Source organism: Pseudomonas sp. C8002, assembly GCF_013385765.1.
In the GTDB taxonomy this organism is placed as follows: Bacteria; Pseudomonadota; Gammaproteobacteria; order Pseudomonadales; family Pseudomonadaceae; genus Aquipseudomonas.
Map to the genome: position 1 here is coordinate 34372 of NZ_JACAPJ010000038.1, position 26375 is coordinate 60746.

At 62.9% G+C, this 26375-nt stretch carries 27 protein-coding genes; 7 read left to right on the top strand and 20 right to left on the bottom strand.

Features of this window, described 5'->3' with window-relative positions; genetic code table 11:
• The first annotated feature begins 14 nt into the window (after positions 1–14).
• The 4 genes from HX814_RS28960 to HX814_RS28975 all read left to right on the top strand — a co-directional run bounded on the left by HX814_RS28960 (position 15) and on the right by HX814_RS28975 (position 5855).
• Positions 15–929 (top strand): NAD synthetase, encoded by a 915-nt coding sequence (locus HX814_RS28960; RefSeq protein WP_177009719.1) that lies wholly within the window; start codon positions 15–17, stop codon positions 927–929.
• Positions 926–1486: a hypothetical protein gene (locus tag HX814_RS28965; protein WP_177009718.1), complete on the top strand. Its 561-nt coding sequence runs from the start codon at positions 926–928 to the stop codon at positions 1484–1486. The genes HX814_RS28960 and HX814_RS28965 overlap by 4 nt, the downstream gene beginning before the upstream one ends.
• A 60-nt stretch (positions 1487–1546) precedes the next feature.
• The gene (locus tag HX814_RS28970; protein WP_177009717.1) at positions 1547–2278 is read left to right on the top strand and encodes a UTRA domain-containing protein; all 732 of its coding nucleotides are present in this window, start codon (positions 1547–1549) and stop codon (positions 2276–2278) included.
• Positions 2279–2384: 106 nt separating this feature from the next.
• The gene (locus HX814_RS28975) at positions 2385–5855 is read left to right on the top strand and encodes a hypothetical protein (protein WP_177009716.1); all 3471 of its coding nucleotides are present in this window, start codon (positions 2385–2387) and stop codon (positions 5853–5855) included.
• 146 nt (positions 5856–6001) lie between these two features.
• On the opposite strand, the gene HX814_RS28980 is transcribed toward HX814_RS28975, so the two are convergent.
• From HX814_RS28980 to HX814_RS29040, 13 genes are all read right to left on the bottom strand, one after another.
• The gene (locus tag HX814_RS28980) at positions 6002–7048 is read right to left on the bottom strand and encodes an EscU/YscU/HrcU family type III secretion system export apparatus switch protein (RefSeq protein ID WP_003208311.1); all 1047 of its coding nucleotides are present in this window, start codon (positions 7046–7048) and stop codon (positions 6002–6004) included.
• 3 nt (positions 7049–7051) lie between these two features.
• A complete protein-coding gene (sctT, locus tag HX814_RS28985) occupies positions 7052–7864 on the bottom strand; it encodes a type III secretion system export apparatus subunit SctT (protein WP_177009715.1) in 813 nt (270 codons plus the stop codon).
• 6 nt (positions 7865–7870) lie between these two features.
• On the bottom strand, positions 7871–8140 hold the full coding sequence (sctS, locus tag HX814_RS28990; protein WP_003208314.1) for a type III secretion system export apparatus subunit SctS: 270 nt from the start codon (positions 8138–8140) through the stop codon (positions 7871–7873).
• A gap of 10 nt (positions 8141–8150) precedes the next feature.
• On the bottom strand, positions 8151–8804 hold the full coding sequence (gene sctR / locus HX814_RS28995; protein ID WP_003208316.1) for a type III secretion system export apparatus subunit SctR: 654 nt from the start codon (positions 8802–8804) through the stop codon (positions 8151–8153).
• Positions 8801–9802 (bottom strand): type III secretion system cytoplasmic ring protein SctQ, encoded by a 1002-nt coding sequence (sctQ, locus tag HX814_RS29000; RefSeq protein ID WP_102369489.1) that lies wholly within the window; start codon positions 9800–9802, stop codon positions 8801–8803. The genes sctR and sctQ overlap by 4 nt, the downstream gene beginning before the upstream one ends.
• Positions 9799–10248, bottom strand: a complete 450-nt coding sequence (locus HX814_RS29005; protein ID WP_102369490.1) for a hypothetical protein — start codon at positions 10246–10248, stop codon at positions 9799–9801. The genes sctQ and HX814_RS29005 overlap by 4 nt, the downstream gene beginning before the upstream one ends.
• Before the next feature lie 192 nt (positions 10249–10440).
• The gene (locus HX814_RS29010) at positions 10441–11763 is read right to left on the bottom strand and encodes a FliI/YscN family ATPase (RefSeq protein ID WP_102369491.1); all 1323 of its coding nucleotides are present in this window, start codon (positions 11761–11763) and stop codon (positions 10441–10443) included.
• The gene (locus tag HX814_RS29015; protein ID WP_177009714.1) at positions 11760–12338 is read right to left on the bottom strand and encodes a FliH/SctL family protein; all 579 of its coding nucleotides are present in this window, start codon (positions 12336–12338) and stop codon (positions 11760–11762) included. Before HX814_RS29015 ends, HX814_RS29010 begins: the two co-directional genes overlap by 4 nt.
• A complete protein-coding gene (locus HX814_RS29020; protein WP_003208324.1) occupies positions 12331–12948 on the bottom strand; it encodes a hypothetical protein in 618 nt (205 codons plus the stop codon). Before HX814_RS29020 ends, HX814_RS29015 begins: the two co-directional genes overlap by 8 nt.
• Positions 12945–13727, bottom strand: a complete 783-nt coding sequence (sctJ, locus tag HX814_RS29025; RefSeq protein ID WP_177009713.1) for a type III secretion system inner membrane ring lipoprotein SctJ — start codon at positions 13725–13727, stop codon at positions 12945–12947. Before sctJ ends, HX814_RS29020 begins: the two co-directional genes overlap by 4 nt.
• Before the next feature lie 4 nt (positions 13728–13731).
• Positions 13732–14169: a hypothetical protein gene (locus tag HX814_RS29030; RefSeq protein WP_003208328.1), complete on the bottom strand. Its 438-nt coding sequence runs from the start codon at positions 14167–14169 to the stop codon at positions 13732–13734.
• A gap of 9 nt (positions 14170–14178) precedes the next feature.
• Positions 14179–14409, bottom strand: a complete 231-nt coding sequence (locus tag HX814_RS29035; RefSeq protein WP_003208330.1) for a hypothetical protein — start codon at positions 14407–14409, stop codon at positions 14179–14181.
• 31 nt (positions 14410–14440) lie between these two features.
• A complete protein-coding gene (locus HX814_RS29040) occupies positions 14441–15007 on the bottom strand; it encodes a type III secretion protein (RefSeq protein WP_102369493.1) in 567 nt (188 codons plus the stop codon).
• A 48-nt stretch (positions 15008–15055) separates the two neighbouring features.
• Here HX814_RS29040 and HX814_RS29045 point away from each other — a divergent pair, with 48 nt between their 5' ends.
• Positions 15056–15820 (top strand): tetratricopeptide repeat protein, encoded by a 765-nt coding sequence (locus tag HX814_RS29045; RefSeq protein WP_134326973.1) that lies wholly within the window; start codon positions 15056–15058, stop codon positions 15818–15820.
• 473 nt (positions 15821–16293) lie between these two features.
• Here HX814_RS29045 and HX814_RS29050 read toward each other — a convergent pair whose 3' ends face one another.
• From HX814_RS29050 to HX814_RS29080, 7 genes are all read right to left on the bottom strand, one after another.
• On the bottom strand, positions 16294–16674 hold the full coding sequence (locus tag HX814_RS29050) for a hypothetical protein (protein ID WP_003207261.1): 381 nt from the start codon (positions 16672–16674) through the stop codon (positions 16294–16296).
• A 14-nt stretch (positions 16675–16688) separates the two neighbouring features.
• Positions 16689–17969, bottom strand: coding sequence for a type II and III secretion system protein family protein (locus HX814_RS29055; protein WP_008433173.1), 1281 nt, complete (start codon positions 17967–17969; stop codon positions 16689–16691).
• On the bottom strand, positions 17966–20104 hold the full coding sequence (gene sctV, locus HX814_RS29060) for a type III secretion system export apparatus subunit SctV (protein WP_008433174.1): 2139 nt from the start codon (positions 20102–20104) through the stop codon (positions 17966–17968). Before sctV ends, HX814_RS29055 begins: the two co-directional genes overlap by 4 nt.
• A complete protein-coding gene (locus HX814_RS29065) occupies positions 20101–20436 on the bottom strand; it encodes a lipopolysaccharide assembly protein LapB (protein ID WP_003207267.1) in 336 nt (111 codons plus the stop codon). Before HX814_RS29065 ends, sctV begins: the two co-directional genes overlap by 4 nt.
• A complete protein-coding gene (locus HX814_RS29070) occupies positions 20436–20792 on the bottom strand; it encodes a hypothetical protein (RefSeq protein ID WP_177009712.1) in 357 nt (118 codons plus the stop codon). The genes HX814_RS29065 and HX814_RS29070 overlap by 1 nt, the downstream gene beginning before the upstream one ends.
• Before the next feature lie 28 nt (positions 20793–20820).
• Positions 20821–21714: an FHA domain-containing protein gene (locus HX814_RS29075; RefSeq protein ID WP_102606208.1), complete on the bottom strand. Its 894-nt coding sequence runs from the start codon at positions 21712–21714 to the stop codon at positions 20821–20823.
• 115 nt (positions 21715–21829) lie between these two features.
• Complete coding sequence (locus tag HX814_RS29080; protein WP_003207273.1) at positions 21830–21991, bottom strand: hypothetical protein; 162 nt, start codon at positions 21989–21991, stop codon at positions 21830–21832.
• A 563-nt stretch (positions 21992–22554) separates the two neighbouring features.
• Between HX814_RS29080 and HX814_RS29085 the strand changes: the two genes are divergently transcribed.
• A complete protein-coding gene (locus tag HX814_RS29085; protein ID WP_177015443.1) occupies positions 22555–25773 on the top strand; it encodes a type III effector HrpK domain-containing protein in 3219 nt (1072 codons plus the stop codon).
• Positions 25774–25845: 72 nt separating this feature from the next.
• Complete coding sequence (locus tag HX814_RS29090; protein ID WP_177009710.1) at positions 25846–26298, top strand: winged helix-turn-helix domain-containing protein; 453 nt, start codon at positions 25846–25848, stop codon at positions 26296–26298.
• Positions 26299–26375: the final 77 nt, after the last annotated feature.

Below are 26375 nucleotides of genomic sequence, written 5' to 3' on the forward strand. Positions count from 1 at the left end.
CCAGGAGTTAAGGAATGGCTGCCTCCCTGCTGAAAGACGGATTCCCTTCAGCCCATCTCACCACCCGCCAACGGATTGAAAGCAGCCTCGACCTGCACCGGTTGTTCTTCGCCATCGACAGCGATCCGGCACTGATCGGCGCCGGTGTGGTGTACATCGATGAGCAGTTCAACGTGGTGACGCTGCGCGAATTCCAGCCGATTTGCAGCGTAGTGCCCAAGAAGGTGGTATTGCGCGAAGCGCCCAGGTACGTGGGGCCTTCAGAGTTCAAGCGGATGCTGGCCCATGAACCTCGGGAGTCAAAACGGATGGCCGAGGCGCTGAATACGGCAGTGACGTGCACCGGAGCGATACTGAGCTGGGTGGTGATTTCAAGTGGGATTGCGCTGATGCCGTTTACGGCCGGGACCAGTGCGGTGATTACGTTTATTGGCAAAGCCGCTACCGCAGCCAGCAGTGTCCAATGTCTTATCGGGTTAGGTCGGACGGGTGCTGAAGCATTCGCTCCACAGGCTCTTGATCGCCTGGACAGCAACACGTGGTTTGAAGCGGTAACCGTTGCTCTGGATGGGGTTGCTATGCTGGGAGTCGCTACGTCGACATTGACCACAGTAAAGGCCATCCAGGTCACCACGAAAGTAACCGGAAAACCCATTCAACAGGTACTGAAAGGCCTTACCCGACAAGAGCGGGTCAAGCTGAATGATGAGTTACTCAAAATCCGGGACCCGCGGCTGACGTCAAAACTGCTCAAGTTGAAACAGGCTTCCGGTGCTGCCACCAAACGCATCAGTGCTACGCAAATGCAGCAAGCGACCACCAACCACATCAGAGACGCCTTGGCTGCAACGCTGGGTTTCACCAGCAGCGCGGTATCGGGAAACGTCAAGACGCTGGCAATCGGAATCTATGAAGAGGTCAGCCAGTGAACATACGCAAAAAGACAAAAGATCTGAGCAATGTGAACGGCGACGTTAAAGACTGGAAAACAATGAGCGGAAAAGACCTCTACTATTCATTTTTTTTCATTGAGGATCCGCGACCACTGCTGAAGCGCTATATGCCGACCATTGCGAGCTGGATGCTTGCAGGATGTTTTTCCATCGCAATGATGGGGATCCTGGTTTTAGTGACCTACCTTGACAGTGCCCTCGAGGATCGCTCGCTACGTAATTGGTTTTTTGGCGGATTGGCTGTGAGCATATTGTTTTCCCTGGCGCAGATTCAGGTTGTGTACGGGCGGCCTCATTGGGTCTGGATAAACGTAGGGATCTATTTCGTCTGTCTGCTGATATCTCTCCCTGCCATCACCTACCGCCCCAACACCTACCTCTACTCCATGGCCCTTCTTGGCCCTCTGGTGGGCTTGCTTATCCTCAACAGCAACCGCTGCCGGGAAATGCGCCAGAAAATGCTTGAGATCCGGCACAAACGTGAAGCGATCATTGCGACGCTCAAAGAACAGGGAAAATGGAAGTGGTGGTGACCTGCGCCAACAGGAACGGTAGAGTCACGCCCACGCCAGGCCTGCACACGGAACCCCAGGATGCCTTTCGACCCGATTTCACCGCACTACCAGCGCATTCGCGAACAGATCGCCCACGATATCGCGGCGGGTGTGCCGCAGGCGGATGAGAAATTCCCGTCCGAACGGGAGATGATCGAGCGCTTCGGCTGCACCCGGGTCACCTTGCGCCAGGCCTTGCAGCAACTGGAAGCCGAGGGCCTGGTGTACCGGGAAAACCGTCGCGGCTGGTTTGTCAGCCCCCGGCGCATCCGCTATGACCCGACGCGCATCAGCGGCTTCATGGATTACGTAAGTGCCCAAGGCCGTACGCCGCGCACCGAATGCCTGCACGCAGAGCTGCGCCCCGCGGGCGACTGGCTGGCCAGGCGGATGGGCCTCGCGTCGACGGATGAGCCGATGTTTTTCCTGCAACGGCGGCGCTGGATCGACCGACGGCCGGTGTTGCTGGAGTTCAACGCGCTGCTGGCCAGCTGGTGCCCTGGGCTGCTGGAGGCTGACCTGAATACCTCGCTGACCCAACTGCTGCGGGAGCGGTTTTCCCGGGTGCTGTCGCGGTGTGAGCTGGAGATGCACATTGGCACGGTGAATGAAGAGCAGGCGGAGTTGCTGCAATTGTCCACCGGTTCCACCAGCGTGTATCTGGAACGCTTGAACTTCGGCGAGGATGACCAGCCGGTGGAGTTTGACCAGGAATTCTGGCGTCCGGATGCATTGTCCGTCGTGATGGAGACGCGCTACCCCGGGACGTGAATTTCACACCTGTGAAAGCTTGTGACTTGTTGCCAACGAACCCGTTTTCACTCGCTTGCAGCCCCTACTATCGAGTCCTCGTGCGCCCCTCACATGGACTGAACCGATGATCACCCGCCCCGAAAAATCCGCGTCGCCCCGCGTCGATCAACCCAACGCTCCCGAGCGGGTTTTCGACGCCGTCCTGAACAAAGCCAAAATCCTTGCCAGCACCGGGCCGGGCGACAAAACCCTTAAGCCCGAGGACTACAAGGAAGTCACCGCCCTCCCGGCCAAGCTCGACATCGACAAGCTCAAGGTCATTTCCGAAGACAAGGACGCCGGGGTGATCTACTTCGAACAGGACGGCGCCAAATACAAGATCAGCGCCGAGGGTGCGGCCAACGCCCAGGACGGCTTCGACGTATTGAAGAACCTGCGCTTCGGCCATGCCGTAGCCCCGGTCAACCAGGGCGGGCCCGACGAAGGTACCCCGCTGTACACCTTCCTCCAGACCCTGGCCGAAACCCAGGGCACCCCGGCCGGCAAGGCCATCGTCGAAAGCCTGAAGAACCCCGACCAGCAACTGCTGCGCGAAGACGGCGACGGCGTGCGCCTGGCCAACATCAAATCCGTGGGCAAGGCTGAAGACGGCATCCTCAAGGTCAGCCTTGAAAACGGCAAGACTCTGGTCATTTCCGAATTGCTCACGCCCCAGGCGTTCAGCACCTACACCCAGGCCGGGGTGACCAAGGAAGCCCTCAATAACGGCAAATCCAAAGGTTATGAAGAAGTCACCAGCCTGCCGGGCGACCTCGATTTCAGCCAGTTGAAAGTGGTGTCCGAAGACAGCAGCGCCGGAGTGATCCTGTTCGAACACCAGGGCCACAAGTACGCGATCAGCAAGTCCGAAGCCGACCTGCCGCAGCCCGGCGCCGACCTCAGCAACCCCAACCCCAACGCGGGCGGCACCTTCTACAACTTCCTCCACGCCGTGCACGCCAGCGAAGGCTCGCAGGCCTTCGACTACATCAAGAACGCCCAGTCCCTGCCCGGCCAGGAACTGCTGCGCAAGGACGAGGCCAGCCTGAAGCTGGGCGACATCAGCAAGGTCGACGCGCCCATGGACGGCATCCTGGTGGTCAACCAGGCCGACGGTAAACTGCTGGTGGTGTCCAAGGACATCACCCCCGAAGCCTTCGCCGCCTACACCAGCAAGGGCCAAACCCTGGCCGGCATCGAAAAGGCCAAGGGCGACGGCTACACCCTCGCCGCCCCGGACGCTTACCTGGCCTCCACCGAAGACATCATGAGCGTCGGCGGCGCCGGTGATTATGGCCCGGGCCTGATCGCCTTCACCCAGCACAAGCCGGGGGGCAGCGAAGAGAAAATCGTGGTGTCGCAAGACAGCAATCCACAGATGTTCGAGCAGATTTCCGGCTACCGCAGCGACATCGCCGCGCAAACCACCGACGTCGACAAGCTGCGCACCGACAACGGCCTGCCGCCCCTCAAGGACGTCTCCGTCGACAACCTGACCACCACCGAGAAAGATGACAGCGGCAACCCGCTGTCGGTGCAGGACCTGTCGATGAAGACCCTGGTGGACAGCTACCGCGCCGGGGTCAAGGACGGCAGCATCGGCAAGGACGACCCGCGCGCCAAGTTCCTGCGGGCGGTGGAAGCCAGGAGCATGGCCGACAATGGCATGTCGATCATTCCCGAGCACGGCTTCGGCAACCAGGGCATCGCCACCACGCCCATCGACGTGACCTCGCGGGATGTACGCGACAACATCTTCGACACCAAGGCCATCGACCAGACCATCAACGACCTGCTCGGCGACTCGACCATCCAGCACGACATCAAGGCCAACCACGACGCAGCCCTGGGCAAGGTCGACGGCGGCCAGGCGAAGGTCGATGAGACCAGGCAGCGCCTGATCGACAGCACCTCCTCGGAGAACTTCACCCAGTACATCAAGTCCCTGCAGGACAGCGGCAAGACCGAACTGGCCACCCAGGAAATCCAGACCGCCTACACCGCCCTGGCCGATATCGACCCGGCCAAGGCCGACAACTTCCTGCAAAACCTGCAGATCGACGGCTACACCGATGCCGTTGAAAAGCTGATGGACGATCCCACCAAGATCTCCGACGACAACACCGCCCTGGCCACCACCGACAACACCATGGCAATCCTGTCGATGCTCAAGGGCAGTGCCGACGGCCTGCCGCGCCAGGCGCTGGGTGTGTATTCGAAGTTCGTCGACCAACTGCTCAAGGACAAAAACGCCGCCGCCGATTTCGGCAAGGCGATGATTTCCCTCGGCGACACCTGGCAGAAAAACGGCGTGATCAGCTTCAGCGACATCGACAAGGCCGTGAGCAAGGAGATCATGCCGGGCCTCAGCGAAGAGAACCGCAGTTCGTTCGTGAAGAACCTCAACTTCCTCAAGGACAACGGCGTACTCGGCTCTGTGGGCGGCGCAATCGGCATGGGCCGTATCGTCTACCAACTCGCCGGGCAAGGCGGCAAGCTGGCGGATACGCCGATGAAGCGCCTGGGCATCGCCAACGACTTCCTCGGCTTCCTCGGCACCGGCTCGCACTTCGCCACGCTGGGCCTGAAGGTCTACGACAAATTGCGCGGCACCAACGCCTACAAGCTGATGGGCTTCGACCGTTCCCTGCCCGACCTGTGGGCCAAGCCTGGCGAGGGGTACCACGCGCTGCCCAAGGACGCCGAGGCGGTGCAGAAAAAGTACTTCGAGATCGTCGACCAGGCCATGGACGACGGCAAGGACGTGGGCAAGGCCCTCAACAGCGGCGGCTGGAGCGACGAAGGTGCGGCGAAGATCCAGGAAGGCATTGAAAAAGGCATTGCCAGCCGCGGCGGCGTGGCCGGGGCCGGTTTTGGCGCGAAGTTCGCCAGCAGCGCGATCAAGGTGATCGGCATGGCCACCGACGTGGCAGGCGGCGTGATCAGTGTGGTGCAGGCGGCGTTTACCTTGCGTGATGGTGTGCGCGAGAAAGACCCGGTGAAAATCGCCTCGGGCTCACTGTCGATGGCCGGTGGTGTCAGCAGCCTGGTGGGCGCGGCCGGCGGCGTGCTGGGCACGCTGGGGGTGACCGGGCGGATCATTCCGTTCCTGGGACCGGTGGGTTTCTTGATCTCCGGCGCGTTGTCGTTTGTCGGGGCGATCTTGAGCACGGTGCAGTCCCACAAGCTGCACAAGATCTCGATGCAGAACTGGGACCAGATCCAGGACTTCAAGCAGGACGGGCTGCTCAAGCCCAACGGGGATGAAGCGTACGTGTGGTTGCAGACCTACCTGTCCGACTGGGGCCAGCGGGATGCACCGCAGGACCAGAGCATTTTTGATTTCCGCAAGGAAGAGTGGGATGCGCGGTCGAGTATCCGCGGGGGCGACCATCGGCGGGACCACCCGGACTTTATCGGGGACGGGAATAACCGTAACTCAGAGGACTACAAGTACTCGCTGAAACCGTCGGAATGGACCAATGAGAACCACGACATTATCTGGCGGGTGGGGGATGGGTATGGGGGTGAGTACCATGATGTGGACAAGCCATAACTGAACTTCCTGACACCCGGCAGAACCCATGTGGGAGCGGGCTTGCTCGCGAAGGCGGTGTGTCAGTCACTGAAAATGTTGACTGACCCACCGCCTTCGCGAGCAAGCCCGCTCCCACATTTTGATCGGTGTTCGGCTCAAGATCGTCAGATCAACCGCGCCGCCACCAACCAGTCCGCCACCGCCTGGAACGAAGCATCCGGCACCGGATCCCCCGGCACCGTCTTGCGCGCAATCGCTTCCGCCAAGCCCTTGTCCGGCGCTTGCGGTATCCCTAAATCAAACGCCTCCTGCAACATCCCCAACGCTTCCTCCGGCGAAGCGCGGCACACCACCACCGGCACCGGCGTTTCACCACGCACATAACGCACGCCTATCACCCAGCCATCGGTGGTGCCGATCATCATCGACGCCCGGCCCAACCCCAGCTTGGTGGCCAGCGCCTGCATCTCCTGGCGCTGGCGTCGCCGTTCGCTCTTGATCAACGGGTCGCCGTCAATGTCCTTGCGCTCGCGCTTGGTCTCGCTGCGGGTCATTTTCATGTCGCGGCCGAACAGCCAGCGTTGCATCAACACATCCACCCCGCCCACCAGGATGAAGGCCGCGAGTACGGTAAACACCAGCGGCTTGAGCACCAGGAAAAACGTCGACTCGATACACCCCGCGCCACACCGCGACGACTCCATCAACGCCTGCAACGCATGCCGCCCCACCACGTAGAACGCCACAGCCAGCACATGCACCTTGATCAGGCCCTTGATGAACTCCACAAAGTTGCGCAGGGCAAACAGCTTCTTGAAGCCTTCCGCCGGGTTGATACGCTTGAACTCCGGCTTGATCGGCTCCACGGAAAACACAAAGCCACGCATGGTGATGATATTGGTCAGGATCACCACCCCGGTGGTCACCGCCATCACCGGCAGGGTAATGCCGATCACCAGTTGCTCGGCATGGTCCAGCACCCGTGGCCAAACCGTGGCGAAGGGTTCGATGTAGATCTGCGCAGTCAGGTCGATCAGCGCCGTGACCTGGGCCTGGGCCCGGGGCGCGAGGATGGAAATGCACAGGGTGCAGAACAGGATGACCATGCCCGAGACCAAGTCCTGGCTCTTGGCGACCTGGCCTTTCTTTCGCGCGTCCTTGAGTTTTTTATCCGTGGCCGGCTGGGACTTCTCTTCGCTGGTATCGCCCATGCGCTACTCCATGCCCGCGAGGGTTTTCAGCAGCTCCACCGTGCCGCGAAATTCCGCCAACTGGTCCAGCATCAACGGAATCAGGAAGCCGATATAGATCACCATCAGGATCGAGAAAAACAGGTTTTTCACCGGTAACGACAGGTCGAAAATATGCAGGTTCGGCGCCATCCGCGACAGGTACGCCAGCATCAAATCAGTGACCAGCAGCGAGATGATCAGCGGCGACACCATCAGCACTCCGACGCGCAGGATCTGGTCGAGAATCGACAGCACCGCCAGCAACGCCGAGCTGGCAAACACCGGGGTAAACGCGGTCACCGGCCACAGCTGGTAGCTGTGGTAATAACCGTCGACCATCAGGATAAAACCGCCGGACATGAAGAACAGCGTGATCAACATCACCGTCAGCAAGGTGGACATCACACTCGACTCCCCGGTGGACAACGGGTCCACCAGTTGCGCCATGGTCGAACCGCGCTGCAGGTCGATCAACTCCCCCGCCACTTCCGCCGCCCAGAACGGAATGCCGAACAACAGGCCGATCAGGATGCCGATCAGGAATTCCTTGATCAGCAACCCGGCGATAAACAGGCTGCCGTGGTTGGGCATCGAGGTCATGGCGTCGAACACCGGCATGAACATCGGGATCGAAATCGCCACGGCCACGCAGCCGCGAATCATTCCGGTGAGCCCGAGGCGGTTGAACGCCGGGGTGATCACCACCACGCCCATGGCCCGGCAGGCCGCCAGCGAGGCCGAGCTGATCACCGGGTAGGCGACTTCGAGAAACTGTGCGGTAAGGCTGGCATCCATGGGCGGTCAGCGCGTCCACAAGGGAAAATTGTCCAGCACCTGGCTGCCGAGTTCCGCCACTTGCCCGGCGAGCACCGGGCCGAGGAACACGATAGTCAACAACACCGCCACCAGCTTCACCACCTGGGGCAGGGTCTGGTCCTGGATCTGGGTCAGCGCCTGGAACAGGCCCACGCTCAAACCCACGATGATCGCCACCCCCAATGCCGGCGCGGAGAGCATCAGCACGGTCATCAGTGCCTGTTTCATCAATGACAGGAAAACGTCCTGGCCCATGGGTCGTGCCTCAGCCGTAACTCAGAATCAAACCGTGCATCAGGCGCGACCAGCCGCTCAATGACACGAACAGGAAGATTTTCAGCGGGATCGAAATCAGGTTCGGCGAGACCATCGACATGCCCATCGCCATCAACACGTTGGACACCAGCAAGTCCACCACCAGGAACGGGATGTACAGCAGGAACCCGATCTCGAAGGCCCGGGTCAGCTCCGAACTGACAAACGCCGGGATCAGCACCACGAGGTCGTCATCCCGCAGGTCGGCACGGGCTTCCGGCGACCAGATGGTCTCGGTGGCCTGCACAAAAAAGCCGCGCTCGGACTCGTTGGCAAACCGTGCCAGGTGCGCCTGTAGCGGCGGGCGCAAGGCGTCGCCGAGGTCCTTGAGTTGCTCGACGTGCTCGATATTCAGGTCGCGGCCCTCTACCTGGCGGTACATGTCGCCAATCAACGGCGTGGTGACGTACACCGAGAGAATCAGCGCGATGCCGTACAGCACCAGGTTCGGCGGCGTCTGCTGCACGCCCAGGGCGTTGCGGATCAGGAACAGCACCACCGAGATTTTCATGAAGCCGGTAAGGGTCACCACCGCCAACGGGATCAACCCGATGGTGGCAACCACCAGGATGATCTCGATCAGGTTCGGCTGATAACCGGTCATGGGGTGGCGAAACTCAGCAGGCGCACGCCCAGGCCGTCACCGATTTTCACCAGTTGGCCCTGGCCGACGCGACGGCCGTTGACCATCAGGTCGACGCCATCCACGGTCGGCGTATTCAGTTGCAGCAGGCTGCCCGCCCCCAGTTCCCGCAGTTGCGCCAGGGTCAGTTCCAGGCTGCCGACCTGGCACACCAGCTTGAGGGGCAAATCGTCCAGGGCCGCGGCGGCATCGACGTCAGTCATTGTGTTCTCCATGTCCAAAAGGGGCGTGTTCAGAGGTTCCTGCACCTGCAGCGACGAGCCGTCGCGCTGGCAGCGGGCTTGCAGGCGGCCCTCAAGGTCCAGCAGCCAGCCGCTGCCAGGTTCGAGCATCAGCACATCGCCGGGCTGCAGGCTGCGCAGCTCGCCGAGGCTCAACCATTGCCGCCCGGCCACTACTGACAGCGTGTGGCGCAACGCCGGCAACGGGTCGGCGTCGATCTGGCCGTGCTGCTCCAGCAACTGGCCCACCAGCACTGCAGCGCTTTCACTCAAGTCCAGTTGGGCGGCCATTGGCGGGTTGTTGCCGAAGGTCAATGTCAGTGCCAGATGCACTGCATAAGGCCGCAGGTCGTCACTGGTTTCGAGCAGTTGCACGGGGTGGCCGAGCAACGGTTCGAGGCGCTCGATCAGGTCCAGCACGGCCAGTTCCAGCAGCAGCGAACGCGGTAATGCCGGCAGCACTTGCGCGTCGAACTGCAACGCCAGCGGCACCAGTACTTGTTCCAGGGCGGCAGCCGAGAGTCGCAAGCGCACCGGTGACTGGCCGAGCAACAGCAACACATCCCGGGGTGTTTTCAGCGGCTGGGGATCGGCGGCCCAGGCGACGCTCAGATCCTGCCCGGCGCAGCGGCCCTGCCACGCATGCCGCCGGCGGTGCAATTGGTTATGCAGCGTGAGCAGCGCCGGGTCGTAGTGCTCAAGCCAGGGCGCCAACGGGTCGGCAAGGGCCACGATCATGTGCCGAGTCCTTGTTCTTCACGCAGCTCGCCGGCCACCCGTTCGCTGCTTTCACGCCCGTCCAGCAGGCTTTGCCAGGCATCGGACTGGCGCTGGCGGCTCAGGCGCTCCTGACGGAACAGGTCGCGCTCACGCTCCTGGGTTTGCAGGGTACTGGACACGTGGCTGACGTCGCCTTCAAGCACCTGCTCATCGTCGGCCAAGCCACGCAGGCGATCCTGGGCGGCCTGCCAACTGGCCACCGACAGGCCTTCGGTCAGCGAGGCGTAAATCTCGCCGGCTTCATGAGCAACGGCCTCACGGTGCAGGCGCAGTTGTTCCTTGGCGTCGGTCAAGGCGCCGTGGGTTTGCGCGCAGCGTTGCTGTTGCGCCGCCAACTGGCTCGCCGCCCGCTGTTCGCGCAGCACCCGCAGGGTTTGCAGGGTGCGCAGTTGTTCAGTCTTCATCGGTTCTTTTCTCCATCGTCATACCAACAGCGCACTCACTGAGTGCATGAAGATCGAATGTGGGAGCTGTCGAGCCCCGGCGAGGCTGCGATAGCGGTGGGTCAGGCAACATTGATGTTGGCTGTGCTGACGCCATCGCAGCCTCGCTGAAGCTCGACAGCTCCCACACTGGAGCTTGCTGCGCTTTCGGGCTCATGCCAGCACCTGGCGCATGCGGATCAAGGTGTGTTCGGGGCTGCTGGGTTCGTCGGCGTTCTGGCGCAGGAAGGCTTCGATTGCCCCATGGCGGGTGATCGCTTCGTCGGCCAGCGGGTCGCTGCCGGCGGAGTACTCGCCGACGCGGATCAGCATTTCGATCTCGCCGTAGCGCGCCATCAATTCACGGATGCGCATCGCCAGGCGCTTGTGTTCGTCACCGGCGACCTGCTCCATCAAGCGGCTGCGGCTGCGCAGCACGTCCACCGCCGGGAAATAGTTGCGCTGCGCCAGTTCGGCGCTGAGGGCGATATGCCCGTCGAGGATCGACCGCGCTTCCTCCGCCACCGGATCGCTGGCGGCGTCGCCTTCGGTGAGCACGGTGTACAGCGCGGTGATGCTGCCGGCAGGGCCCGGGCCGGCGCGCTCGAGCAACTTGGGCAAGGTGGCAAAAAACGACGGCGGATAACCGCGGCGGGTCGGCGGTTCACCCACGGCCAGGCCAATTTCGCGCTGGGCGCGGGCGAACCGCGTGAGGCTGTCCATCAACAGCAGTACATTGCGGCCCTGGTCGCGGTGGTACTCGGCCAGGGTGGTGGCGACAAATGCCGCGCGCACCCGCTCGGCGGCCGGGCGGTCGGAGGTGGCGACGACAGCAACGGTGCGCGCGCGGGCCGTGGCGTCCAGTTGCACATCCAGCAGTTCGCGCACTTCCCTGCCCCGCTCGCCGATCAAACCGATGACAATCACATCGGCCTCGCTGTTGCGGATGATGCTCGCCAACAAGGAGGATTTGCCCACACCGGGCTCGCCGAAGATGCCCATGCGCTGGCCCTGGGCGAGGGTCAGCAAGCCGTCGATGGAGCGGATGCCCAACGCCATGGAGCGCACGATCAATTGCCGGGAGAACGGGGCCGGTGGCTCGGCATGCAAGGGGTAGGTCTGCAGGTTCAGGGTTGGCGGTACACCGTCACCGTCGAGAAACTCGCCCATGGGGCTGATCACTCGCCCCAATTGCGCATCGCCCACGGCCACACCCAGGCTTTCGCCGGTGGCAGTGATTTGCGTGCGGGTCGACAGGCCTTCCATGGAACCGATGGGCGACAGGATCGCTTCGTCGCCATCAAAACCGATCACTTCGGCGCTGAGGCTGCGACCACTGACCGGGTCGCGCAGGTGGCATAGCTCACCGATGCTCGCGCCCGCCACGCTGGCCCGCAGCAACACCCCGCGAATGCTCAGCACCGTGCCCTGCATCGGACGCAAGCGGGCCTGGGACAGCCGCTCGGTCAGGCGCGGCAGCAGTTGATCGAGGTTCATGCGACGCCTTCTTCGGCAAAGGGCAACAGGCTGCGGCGCAGGCTTTGCAGTTGCGCCTCCAGCCCCAGCTCAACCGAACCCGCCGGGCTGCTCAGGCGGGCCTGGCCGGCGCCCAGTTGCGCATCGGCCTCCACGGCGATGCCGTCCTTGAGCAACTGTGGGCGCAGGGCATTCACGTCGGCGGGCGGCACCCACAACGTCAAGGCCTGGCCCTGGCGAAACGCGCTCAGGGCCTGGCGTGTACAACGCACCACGCGGTCGGTGTCATCCAGTTCGCCGAGTACTTCACGCACGATGCCCAGGGCCAGGTCCGCTAGCGACGCCTCAAGCCCGGCCAGGTAATGCTGGACTTGGGCCTGGGTTTCCAGCAGCAACTGTGCAACCTGTTCGGCACCTTCGCGGCGCGCACTTTCAAAACCCTCGGCGCGGGCGGTGTGCAGCCATTGGTCGCTGTCGGCCTTGATCTGCTCGGCGTGCGCCCTGGCGGCTTGCACAAAGGCAAAGCCATCGGTCCATAACGCCGCTTCATCGGCGCGCAAAATCCGCGCGGCCGGACGGCTGGGTAATTCACTCATGGGCAAGCTCCTCGGCGAGTAACCGGGCGGCGACGGTCTGGACGATCTCCAGGTCGCGGGGCAAGCGCCCGCTGTAGCCCTTGGGTGCGACAAACCGCAGGGGCAGCCAGCCTTGCAACTCGGCAGGCTGGGCTTGCAGCCAGGCGGCGACACAGGTGAGGCCATCGCGGTCGATGGCGTCGATCAACTCGGCGGGCTCGCGCAGCAGGTCGGCCGCGCCGCCCAACTGCCGGTGCGCGAGGGCCAGGGCAAAGGCTTCCTGGCCAAGGCCCTCGCGCAATTCATTGACCACTTCGCGGCGGATCTCCCGGCTCAGGGTCGAGCCATGCCAGATCGCACCACACAGCCTGGGCAGACGCGCAAATTGCGCCGGGCTCAGCAGCAGCACCGGCAAATCAGCGGCGGGCGGCGTGACCAGATGCGCCAGCGGCGCCAGCTGATAATGGCTGGCCAGCAGTTGCTCCAGCCGCGAGCGAAAACGCGGCTGCCCATGCAGGGCTTGCAGCACCTCGACCGGCAGGCCTTCGCCAAAACACTCGCCAAGGCTTTGCTCGCGCACAAACTGCAACGGCTGGGCGATCAGCCCCTGCCAACGCTCAACCAGGCTCATTCACCCTCCTTGAGCACATACAACGCCTGGGACTGGCGCCGCGCCCATTGCTGGCGGGCCAACACACCACCCGCGCCGAGGGCGAGCAGCAGCAAGCCACCGAACAGCAACCGCGCCTGGTTGAGGTTGTCTTCCAACAGCCACAGGCCCATGAAACGCGCGAGTCGCGGTTGCGCCGGGTTCTGGCTGATGGACACCGCGGCCTTGATCGCGGTCACCGACACACCGTCATAGCTCAGGCCGGAAATGCCGTTAGCCACCAGGGTCTTGATCTGCGGAATCAGCGTGTTGATGTCGGTGCCCGGGTCGTAGCGCACCAGCACCGAGGCCGACGACGGCGAAATCACCCGCTTGAGCAGGTCATTGTCCGGCAGCACCACGTGCACCCGCGCCGAGACGATGCCGTCGATCTGCGACACCGAGTGGGACAGTTCTTCGCTCAAGGCATAGATCATCTGCGCCCGCTCCTGCACCGGCGACGACACCAGGCCATTGCCCTTGAACACCTCGCCCATGTTGGAAAAGCTCTGCTGCGGCAGGCCGGCGTTGTCCAGCAGGGTCATGGCCTCGGCGAAGCGCTGTTCGTCGACCACCACTTTCAACTGGCCGTTGTCCTGCACCTTGCGCGTCGCCGGGATGCCGTCGCGCAGCAGCACCGCGACCATGGCGTTGGCGTCGCGCTCGCTGAGGTTGGTGTAGAGGTCCATGTCGCAGGCCTGCAAGAGGCTGGCGAGCACGCCGATCAGCAGCAGGCGCAGGGCACGATTCGGGCTTGGCATGGCGTTATTGACCCTTGAGCAGCGTGTTGGCGGAACCGGAAATCTGCGTCGCACCGCGCACCACCATCTGGGTTTCGATGGAGTAGTCGAACATCTTGCCCAGTGAATGGACGATCTGGTCGACCTGCTGCTCGGCAACTTTCTTGCCCGGTTCTGCGGTGGGCGAGGCACCCGAGGTGCGGATATCCGCAGCGGCCACTTGCGGCGGCGCCGAGGGGTTATTGGTGAGCAAATCGGCGCGCTCGGAAAAGGTCCGGGAGCGGTCGATAAAACTGTTCAGGCGCTCCATCAGCCCCGAGCCGATCTGATGGGGGCTGGCGCCCTCGGGCATGCCCTTGGCCGTATTGGCCATGTGCTCGAACAGATTCTGCGAGGCCCCGGCGGGCCCCGCGCCGGCGGACGGCGGCAAGGCCGTGGCGCTGGCAGCGAGACTGATGGTCATGGGTGCGCCCTACTCTTCGTCGTCATCGGACATGGCGTCATTCAGCATTTCCTGGGCCTTGGGCATGATGATGAATTGGCCGCCGATGGTGACTGCCTGAGTGATCAGGGCATCGGTGAATTCGGCGTCGGTCATCTCCGGTTTATCGGCGCTCTTGGCGTTGTCCACCGCGGCGTTGAACTTGGCTTCAGGGCTGGCGCCACCGGGGGCGAGGTTGCTGTCTACGGCGGTTACGGACATGGTCATGCTCCTTTACTGGGGTTGGGGTGAATCAAGGGGTTTCAGTGCTCACCTGGGCGCCGCGAAACACCCGCACGCCGTGCTCGCGCGCCACCACCGGCGCGGCGGCCTTGGGCTGCAGGTGATCCACATGCTGCTGGACCAGCGCCAGGTACGGCGGCGGCCCGGAGACGAAGACTTCATCGCCCTCGGGGCCGTTACGCATCGATAACTGCTGGCCGAACACATCGAGGTTGTTCAGATAGGCCTGCAACTGATCCAGGTTCAGGGCGTTGGCCTTGAACAGCCTGGTGGTGATTTCATCGCTGGCATTGAGGTACAGCAGGTTGCCGTCGAAATACCAGGTCAGGCCATTGGTGCTGCACAGCGTCTGCAAAAACTCCCCGGCGGTGGCTGCACGCACGGTGCTGCGGGCCTTGCCGCGGACCTTGTCGGAGAGCACCAGCGGGATATCGAGGTTGTGGCCGAACTCTTCGAGGGCGGCGCGCACGTCCTGGTCCACCAGCACATAGGCGTAGGGTTTGGCGAACCATTCGGGCTCTTCGTCGGCGTGGGCGATCGAGGCACCCAACAGCACCGACAGACATAGGAGCGCCATGGAAAATATGCTTACATGACGTCCGCCTTCGCCCAACGAGTTGTGACGATGACCAAACACTTTTTGCTTGCCGGCAGCCTGTTGCTGGCTGCCTGTTCCAATACTGCGCCGAGCGATTCCGACCGCTCGCTGAAGCTGGCCGACGACCTGAACAAACGCGGCGACTACGCCAGCGCGGCGGCGCTGTACGAACGTGCGGCCCAGCAACCGGGCGCAAGCATCGACTTGTGGCTCAAACTCGGCCAGGCACGGCTCGACGGCAACGACGCGGTCGGTGCCGAGCGCGCCTTCCAACAGGCCCTCGGCCTTCAAGCCCACAACGCCGACGCCCTGCTGGGACTGGGCACCGCGCAACTGCGCCTTGGCAAAAGCCAACGCGCCGTGACCGCCCTGGGCCAGGCCGCCGAGGCCAGCCAGTCGCCGGTCGCCTACACCCGACTGGGCATTGCCCAGGTGTTGAACGGCCAGGCCGTCGCGGCACAAACCGCGTTCGCCAAAAGCCTGAGCCTGCAACCCGACGACCTCGACAGCCGCTGCAACCTGGCCCTGGCCTACGCCCTTGGCGGCCAGGCGCAGCAGGCCTTGGACACCATCGCCCCCGTCACCCAATCGCCCCGCGCGTTGCCACGGCATCAGCGTAATGAGCTGCTGGTGCTGGTATTGGCGGGATACGAACAACGAGTGGCCAGCTTGCCGCTGGACGATATACCGGCGGCTGAGCGCGCACGCCTGATCACGGAGGCCAACCGCATCAAAGCCATCAGCGATCCGATTGCGCAAGCGCGGGAATTGGGGCTGGTGGATACGCACTAAATCCAACTGCTTTTGATCTTGCTGTTGCCCTGCTTTTGACGTTGCTTTTGATCTATCAGGCCCCGTTAAACCACGCTGGCCGAACGCAGGCTTTGGAGCGTGGGTAACCCGGCAGGACGCCGGGTTAGCCGCGCTGGGCCAAGGATGGCCCATCGCGGCGGCCCACGGTCCAAAGCCGGAGTGAGGGCACACCGAGCCTGAGCGAGGTGCCGAGTGGTGGGGCAAAGACCTTTTGGTTACTTTTGGGGCGTTTGCCAAAAGTGACCCGCTGTAAGAGCGGAACCCTAAGTGGCCGTTACCGCAGGAATGGATATGTACGCGGTAAGCTTCAAGATCCGGGTCGCCTATCAGTCCGCTTTCGCGAGCAAGCCCGCTCCCAGATTTGGATGGTGGTGTGGCAGATGGATCTGCTGGGCCTGGAATACCGCTATCGCAGGCAAGCCAGCTCCCACAGAGGACATGTGAACGCAGGTTCATTGCTCCGCTCCCGGAGCGCCCGCCTTGGCCTCTTGCTGAGCCTGACGCCGCTGCAACTGCTCCCGATCAAACCCCTCGATATACACCTGCGCCGCCCGCCCAACCGGCGCCGCCATCGCTGGCCCGGTGGCCCGCCCCTGATTCAAATCCTGGCGCTGCTCCACCATCTGCATCAAATTCAGATTATTGGCGCAGCCTAACGGCAAGGTCGCCTTGAAATCCTCGTCCAGTCCAATCTCGTCCTTGGCCGGCGGCTGCTGGCACTGGCTTGGCACCCCGTCCGCCTGATACTGCGGCGAGTAATACACCGGCGCCAGATGCGTCTTGCAGCCCACCACCAACAGGGGCAAACACATCAACAAACGCGAAACTTTCATGTCATGCCCCCTCATCAATTCATGTAGAAACCAAACGCCCCACCACTGCGCGGCCCCGCCGCTGCGGCGGTCGCAGGCTGTGCATCCAGCGGCGTGGCCAGGGTGCGACTGCGCACCGGCTCCACCAGGTACGGCGTAATCAAAATCACCAACTCGGTTTCATTGCGCTGAAAACGCTTGGAGCGAAACAGGTTGCCCAGGATCGGCAAGTCCCCCAGCAACGGCAGCTTCTCGATGTCCTGGCTGCTCTCACGCTGGAACAAACCGGCAATCGCAAACGTCTGCCCGCTGCCCACTTCCACCCGCGTATCGGCGCGGCGCACACTGAACGACGGCACATGGAAATTGCCGAAATCCACCGTGCCGCCACTCACCACACTGCTGACCTCCGGGCGCACTTGCAGGGCGATCCGGCCGTTGGGCAGCAGCGTCGGGTTGAACAGCAGCGACACGCCGAACGACTTGTATTCGATCCCCACCAGGTCCCGATTCACCGGTACCGGGATCGCCACTTCGCCGCCCGCCAGGAAGCTCGCGGTTTGCCCGGTCATGGCGGTGATGTTCGGCTCGGCCAGGATTTGCAGGATCCCGTTGGCCTGCAACGCGTCGAGCATGCCGTCGATATTGGTATTGCCCGAACCGCTGCCCGCTGCCGCCAGGCCACCGGCGGTGGCGGCGGCCAGCGGTCCGCCGGTGATCAGGCCAAAGGAGAACGTGCCGTTGCTGAACATGGCGTTCCAGTTAACCCCGTAATGCAGCAGTTCCGAGCGGGACACTTCAGCAAAGCGCACACGCAAGTTGACCTGGGCGGCACCGGCGTACTCAGTGGTGTTGACCGCGCTCTGGAAGCCCTGGCCCTGTGGGTTGAGCAAGGCATTCAAATCCGTCGCTTCTCCAACCGAACGCACCGTGCCCTTGGCGATCAATCGGTTACCGGCACCGCTGATCTGCGCGCCATTGCCGGGATGCAATTCCTGCATCGGCGCAGTCACTGCCTGGGTCGCGCTACTGACCGCCAGGCTCAGGCTGGCAAGCTGTTTGCCGTCGCTGCCGAGGGCAATCAGGCTGGTATTGCCCGGCGCCTTGCCGAAGATATAGATCACCCCGGGCGACACCACTTGCAGGTCGGCAATCCCCGGCTCGGCCACCAGTACCGACTCCACCGGGGCCACAAAATGCAGGATCCGGCCTTCACCGGAGGCCAGGTTGATAGACCCCTGGGCACCGTTGGCGATGTCCTGGGCACTGCAGAAAAACGAGGTCAACGTCAGCAACAGCAGACAAAAACGGATCATGAGGCAGACGCCAGGGAAGTGACGGAAGCCGCGGCAGGTGCACGGCGGTTGGAGATATCGGTAAGGCTGATGGTCACCAGCGCTTGCAGGTTGTATTCGGTGGCCAGTTCGCGAAACGACAACACCGCCAGCTCCAGTTCACCGCGCAGCACCAGGCGCCGCAGGCTGCGGCGCAGTTCCGGGTGCACCAGCAATACCGCACTGTTGGCTTCAGTGGTTTTGTCGCAGGCCTGGCGCAGTTGGGCGAGCAACGCGCGGTTGACTTCCTCGGGGATCACTTCACGGCTGGGCTCCTGGCGACGCAGGGACGCACGCAACTGGTCTTCCAATCCCGGCGCCAGCACCAGGGCGCCAATCACCCGATTGCGGTCGGCGTACTGATGGCTGATCTGCCGCGCCAACCCTGCACGCAGGTGTTCGGCCAGGCGGCCGGCATCGGTTTCCCGGGCGCCCCACTCCACCATGGCTTCGAGCAAGGCCCGCTGATTGCGGATCGACACGCCCTCGCCCACCAGCAGGCGCAGGGTCTCGGCCACCCGCTGCAACGGCACCAGGCGCAGGGCTTCCTTGACCAGTTCGCCGTAGGTGGCTTCGGTGCGTTCGAGCAGCAGGCGGGTTTCCTGGATGCCGAGGAAGTCTGCGGCATAGCGGCGCAGGCTGCGTTCCAGCACGCCACGTAGGACTTCGTCCGGCAGCAGGAAACCGATGCCGGCGTTGCGCAACGCGTCTTCGTGCTGACGCTCGATCCAGTGCGCGGCACGACCGTTGAGGGGCGAATCGGCTTGCAGGGTGGCGATGTCCAGCAACTGCACATGCACCGGATCGTCCTGCAACAGCAGGCAGTTGATCGGCATCTCGCCTTCGCTGACGGGTACGCCTTCCAGTGACACGCGGTAGCTGCCCGGCGTGGCCTTGGCGTCCATGTGAATGCCCGGCACCGGCATATCGACGCCGAGGTCGCTGCGAATGTCGTGACACAGCGCTTCGATGCGTTGGCTCAGTAGCTGGCGCGGGGCGCTGAGGGCCAACGCACTGCCGAGGGTCAGCAATACCCGAGTGTCGGGGGCCACGCCATAATCCTGCTCGGCCTGCACTTCAACCACCGGTTCCAGGGTCTCGACCAGCGCTTCAGGCTCTACCTGGTTTTCACGGGTATGGCGACGGTACATCACGAAGGCCGCACCACCGAACACCAGCGACAACCCGAGGAACACCCAGGTCGGAAAGCCCGGTATCACGCTGACGCCGACCATGATCAATGCGGTCAAACCGAGGGCGCGGTAGCTGGCACCCAACTGCTTGAGAATCTCGCTGCCGAGGTCACCCGCTTCGCCGTCGCTGTTGACCCGCGTCACCACGGTGCCCGCCGCTACCGAGATAAGCAGCGCCGGGATCTGTGCGATCAAACCGTCGCCCACGGTCAGCAGCGAATAGGTGTGCACCGCCGCGCCGAAGGCCATGTCGCGCTCGATCATGCCGATCAGCATGCCGCCCAGCAGGTTGACCGCGAGGATCACCAACCCGGCAATCGCATCGCCCTTGACGAACTTCATCGCCCCGTCCATCGCGCCGAACATCTGGCTTTCGCGCTCCAGGCGTGAGCGCCGGCGGCGGGCTTCGGCCTGGTCGATATCGCCGTTGCGCAGGTCGTTGTCGATGCTCATCTGTTTGCCGGGCATCGCATCCAGGGTGAAGCGCGCCGCCACTTCCGCGACCCGCTCGGCGCCCTTGGTGATCACCACGAACTGCGCCACGGTGATGATCAGGAACACCACCATGCCCACCACCACCTGGCCGGCAATCACGAAGTCACCGAAGGCCTTGACGATATGGCCGGCGTCGCCGTGCAGCAGAATCAAGCGGGTGGTGGTGATCGAAAGCGACAGGCGAAACAAGGTGCTGAGCAGGATCAGCGGCGGCAGCGCGGAGAATTCCACCGAGTGGCCGATGTAGAACGCCACGATCAGGATCAGGATGCTCAGGGCGATGTTCAAGCCGATCAGCATGTCCACCAGGTAGGTAGGCAGCGGGATGATCATCATCACGATCGCCATCAGCATGAACGCGACGATGATCACGTCGGTACGCTGGGCGGCCATGCGCGCGATGCCGTTCAGGCGATTGAGCAGGTTCATGGCGCGGCTCTCCGTGCAGCGAGGTAGCGTTTGAAGCACTGGCGCGCTTCGTCCTTGCGTTCGCCGTACCACAGCGCCCGGGCACGCAGCAGCAACAGGCTGGCAGACTCACCCTCCAGCGCGACCAGCCGATCCAGGGCCGCGAGTGCGCGGGTGAAGTCGCCGCTGTCGGTGAACGCCAGCACCAGCGAGCGCAGCAGCAGGCCATCGTCGGGCGCGACACTCACGGCAATCAGCAACATCACCAGCGCGCGCTGGGACTGGCCGTTGCGCCGGTACAGCTCGCCAATGCCCTTGAGCAATTGCACCGCGTCGTCGTTGTCCCGGGGCATCAGGCCTGGACCTCCGAGCGTTGTTGTTCGAGGGTGCGGCGCATCTCGATTTCCTCGCTGATCAGGTCATGGGCCAGCGCCTTGATCTGCGGCTCGGCGTCGAGGTTCGGCAACAGGTGCTGCATCACGTGTTCCAGCAGTTCCAGGGAACGTGCGCTGCCGAACAGCAGCGAGTCGACGCCAGCGGCGCTGGTGAGTTCTTCCAGGTCACTGCGCAGGGAGCGGCGGGACTGGACCTTGCGGGTTTTCAGCAACGCTTCGAAAGCCGTGGCCTGGCGCGAGTTGACCGGGCGGATCGCATCGACCGGCGCGCTGCGCACGTCACTGGGAATCAACGGACGGGGTTCGACTTTCATCCCGGGGCCTTAGCTGAAAAAAGCAGCGTCATAGGGTGAAGGTGAAGCGTTCTTCGCCACGGGCGAGGATCACCTGGTTGTTCTCGATGCGCTCCAGTACCCAGTTGTCCGCCAGGGCCGCGCCGGGGTACAGGCGCTTGCCGCTGTCATTGATCACGTAGGGGTTGGCGCCGAACCACACGGCTTGAAAGCGCACCCGTGGCCGGGCCGCATCTGCACGCACGGCGACCCGCGGGTTGAGCACGATCTGCTGGCCGTAACGCTGGTCGAAGGCTTGTTGCAGGGCGACCCATTGAGGCTTTTGCGCGCGCTCAAAGGAGCCGACGGCGTTGAGTTGGCCGTCGATGTCGTTGACCTTCACGGCGTCCAGGTGGGCGGCCTGCAATTGCCCTTCGAACCAGGCCTTGGCCTCGGCACGGGAAGGCTTGGCTGCGGTTGTTTCGGCAACCGGCATTACGGTTTGCGCTTGCGGTGGATCGTTGCGAAATGCCAGGGCGCCAGCGCACACAAAGAGCAACGCGGTGGCGATGATCCAGGGCGTTAACGTGCGTGTCGTCGCAGGGATTTTTTCAGGGCTGCCCGGCAGCGCCAGGCTCACACCCGCCGTGCCGATACGCAGTTGCAGCGGCAGCCGCGCGCGATGGCCGCTGCCTTGGGGAATACGGATATCGCCGGCAGTGCCGGTGATCAGTACATCGCCGCCGAGGGCCTCGACGGCCACCTGGGCCCCTTCAAAACGCAGGCGCAGGTGCAACTCGGCAATCCCGGGATCGCTGAGCTGGAGGTCGGCCGCCAGGGCGGCGCCAAGGGTGTAGACCGGCTGGTCGAGCATCAGGGAACTGCCCTGGTGCAAACCGTGGGTCACAAGCAGGGTCGGCGCGCCGTTCGCGGCGGGCAGGCCCAGGGAAATCAAGGCTGTCATGGTTGGGTTTGCCCCCTTGAGAATCACAGGCCGCAACGACGCCTGTGCCGATCAACAACGGTGCAACGGGGTAAGGCAGGTATACGGGCAGCGCCGGCGCTGCCCGCATGGCGAATCAGTTCTGCGGACGCTGTTTGGTGGCGTCGAGCTCTGCTTTTTTCGCGGTGCTGATCTCGGTGATCTTGGCCGACTTCTCGATGGCCATGTTGAAAGTTGCTTCCATCTTCGCGATAGCGTCGTCGGCGCCGCCTGCACTTACTGGTGGAGTAGTAGCCATGTTCAATCTCCTTGCATCGATAGGGAAGTTAAGCCGCATGCAAACCGAAACAAACTCCCAGCGTCAGACAGTGAGTTGGCCATGCAGCCGTCGGTTTGCATGGGAACCATACTACTCACGAACAAAACGCCTTCGCTGTGAAAGCTTGTGAAACGTTCATGGCAGGTGCTGTGAAAAATCCGGCTCAACGTGCCGTTGAGAAAATCTCATCGCCGCGCGGGCGTGGAACTTTTGTTAAAAAACCAATACACGACGAGACCCAATGTTTACGGGGGCAAAACCTGAAAAACGAACCAACTCGAACAATTTACGAGCCCGTTACCCCTGGGTAAAAATGTTGATCACTCAGCAATTCCAGAAAATAAACACGACAACTTCACACTTTTAACTAATAGCCATTTGCCCAACTTTGCAGATATTTCCATTTGTAACAAAACCGACTTGATCATCGCGTTTGATAGCTCGGCGCGGGTTAACCCAATAACACTTCGCAACTTTCGCCCGCCCCAGTTAGTGCACTTGCACTAAATATCGACTGATATAAAACAACTTCCAGGTGATCTATGACTGCGATCCCGAATGGCCTTGACCCTGCCGACAACAAAAGCCCGGATGGCTCCCGGAGCACGTTCGAAAAAGCCCTGTTCACCGCCGTCGACAAGCCGGTATTCGACCCCTCGAAAATCCGCGGGCCGTCCATTCCGCTGCCGTACCAGAACGTGCAGGCACCGGTGAACAACAGCATCACCTACACCCCGCTGGGCAGCGACAAACCGGTGACCCTCAAGCAGATCGACAACCCCAGGCTGTTTGAGCAATTGGTCAACCAGTACAACGCGCAGCAAAGCGACGCGACCCTTGAGAAGAATCTGGCCGACAGCAAAGGCGCCGGCTACAAGGAGGCAGACGCCAGCACCGTGGCGCCTGGCCTGGGCAACTACAAGGCGATCGGCAGTACCACCGAATTGGGCCCCGGACTGATCCGCTACGAGACCAGTGCCGGCGACAAAATCGTGGTCAGCCAGAAGGAAACACCCGCGCTGTTCGCCCAGGTCAGCGGCGACTCGGCCAAGCTCTTTGCGATCAATGCCAGCCAGGCCGAGGGCTACCGCCTGGCCGGCCCCACGGAAACCATGGACCCGGCAGCGAATATCGGTCCGCCCGAAGAAGTCGGCCCGGGCCTGATTCGCTATACCACGGCGTCGGGCGACAAGGTGATCGTGTCCCAGGACATCACCCCCGCGCTGTACGACCAGGTGGCCAAACTGTATGCCGGCAGCACCGGCGCGGCGGGCGCCTCGGACACGTCCTGGATCGACACCTCATCGTTTGGCGTGTCGGGTGCCAAGGACTGGGACACCATCACCGGCAACACCAGCGGCACGCCGACCAAGGAAGAACTCGACCTGAACCGGCCCAAGGCGGCCGCGCAATTGCTCTCGCAAAACTGGGACGCCTGGGGCCTGCATGGCGCGCCGATCGACTTCGCCAACCCACCCACGACACTCCCCCCCGAGGCTCAGGCCGTACTCAAGTACGTGGCCAGCAGCCCGAGCCTGATGGCCGCGCTGGATACCGGCGGGCGTGGCAAGGCCGACAATGTGATCACCCATTCCGATGTCGACCATTTCATCGACAACGCCGGCAAGGACCTCGGCGCCGCGTCGAAATCCTATGGCAGTTTCCTCGGCAGCAAACCCGGTGACCTGGCCAAGGCGAATGCCAAGTCGGCGGCAATCCTGATGGCCAACGAGAGCCTGGCCGCTGGCGCAGGGTCGGCGATGCGCCCCGGTGACGCCAACCAGCGCAGCAACGACGGCATGCTGCGCAGCGACAACCTGCAAGCCTTGGGCAGCGATTCGGCCCTGAGCACCGAGCTGACCGGCGCAGCGGCCATGTGGTCCAGACCCGGGATGTTCCACGCCCTGGAAACCGGCGGCGACAACCCCGCCACCGGCAAGTCGGACGGCATCGGCACCCGCGACAACATCGGCGCCTGGCTGGAAAAACAGGCGCCGAAAACCGACAGCGACACCCTGACCTTCCTCGACGGTGCCGCCACTCGTGATGCCGTCGCCGGCGTCGACACCTCGGGCCTGACCGCCGACATCCTGGCCAACCCGCAGAACTACAGCGGCGAACAGAAAGCCGCGGTGCTGGTGCAGTTGACCGATGCACAAACCCGCCTGCTGGTCAGCGACTACGTGCCCCACGCCGGGTTGATGGACAAGTACACCTCGCCCCACTACGGCCTGAACCCCAACGAAGACAAAATCAAGGCACAGCTGCAAAGCGGCATCGAAACCCTCTCGGCCGACCCGGACGTGCAAGGCTTCCTGCAAAACAATCGCGGCCCGGCACTGGCCGACATCGTCGACAGCAACCCGGCGATGAAAGTCGCGATGCAGAACTACTACACCGACGACATCGAGACCGGCAAAAACCTCACCGACAATCTCAACGCCAAGGACCAGAACGGCAAGCAGATCGACATGGGCATGGGCCTGCAAAACGCGGCCAACGATACGACCATCGCCAACCTGGCGCTGGGGGGCAACGGCCATGTGGACCTGACCGGCATCGCCGACAAGGCCGGGCAAAGCGACAACATCCAGCAGTACTACAAAAATCAACTGGTGACCGGCAAGGCCTTTACCGACGCGGTGGCCGGCGGCATGGACCCCACCGTGGCGGCCAGCAGCTTCGCCGCCAGCACGGCCTCGGCCCAGGCCTTCCTCGGCGACAAGGCCTCGGCGGATGACGCCGCCACCTTGCAGGTGAATTTCAACGAAGCCCTTGGCGACGCCCTGCTCGGCGGCGCCACCACCGACACCCTGAACATCACCCTGGGGGACGGCAAGGGCAACTTCGACGAAGCCAAGGTCACTGCCGCGATCAACGACGCCCAGCAAAAAGATCCAGAGATGTTCGTCACCTCGGATGGCGGCAAGATCGACCCGGCGCAAGTGGTGTCGATGCTGCGTTCGGTATGGGACATCGGGCGCCAGGGCAACAAGATCGCCGACGCACTGCCCAAGGCCATCGAAGGCATGAAGTTCGGCGACGTCAGCCCGGCATTCAAGCAAGGCCTGCTGCACATCGGCAGTGCGGTGCTGATGAGCGGCGTGCTGATGGCCCGTTCGGCCAGCGGCAGCAACACGCCGGTGGCGGACGCGAACCGGGTATCCGCCGGGCTGCAATTTGCCGGGTTGTTGATGGAGGGCGGCACCAAATACGCCAAGGAAGCGGGTTACGGCATCACCTGGGTCAACCGCCCGGATGGCGGCACCATTGGTGACTTCCCCGGCAAGGTACCGGTGGGCAAAGGCCCGTTGAGCCCGCAGCAAATCGCCAACCTCGGCGCGGCCGGCAAGATCATTGGCTCGGCGGGCGGGATTATCGGCGGTGTGATCGGGGTGATTGGCGGTGTCGACTCGTTGAAAAAAGGCGACTACCTGAGCGGCAGTTTCTCGGTGGCCACCGGCGTGCTGGGTACGGGTGCGGCGGTGGCCGGGTTGGTGGAAGCCGGGGCCGGGTTGTACGGGGCCACGGAAATCGGCGCGGTGGCCGGGACCATCAGCGGGATCCTCGGCGGGGCTACGGCGATCCTTGGCGGGATCGGCAGCGCGTTCCTGCCCTTCGCCCTGGCTGATGCCCATGGCAAGGCGCAGGACGCGTTCTATGGCCAGCTTGCGCCGGTGCTCAAGCAATACGGCTTGACTGGCGGGCCTACGGAGCCGGGTGATTATCCTGAAGACCCGATCCCGGCGATCAACACCTGACCTTCCCTTGCAGCCTTGCGCGAAGGGAGCCGCGCGGGGTTGTGTTTTTGAACATGCACAAAGGTTAATCACATGACGTATTCACACCGCGGCCACCTTGAAGACAGCGCTATTGAAATCCACTTTGGCCCTTATCAACTGCTGCCCCGACGTCATCTGCTGCTGAAAAACGGTGAGCCGGTGAGCCTGGGCAGTCGGGCCCTGACGTTGCTGATTGCCCTCGCTTCGCGGCCTGGTGAGCTGTTGGAGAAGACCCAATTGCTGGACATCGCCTGGCCACGGTTGGTGGTGGAAGAGTGCAACCTGCGGGCGCAGATCAAGGCGATCCGCCGGGCGTTGGGGGATGATGATTCGGTGTATATCGCGACGGCGACGGGCCAGGGGTATCGGTTTGTTGCGCCGACCTGGGTGGAGCGTGGGGAGCAGAAAAAGCCGGTGGTGTTGGGGGTTTATAGTTGTCGGCGTTGTTTGGGGGATGAGGTGAGGCCGATGCACGGCGTGCGGCAGGAGAGGCTTAACAGTTGAGGGGGATTTGGATCGGGGGCATATCCATTATTTGGGTGATGGCTTATATCGGTTCCGCTCTTACAGCGGCTCACTTT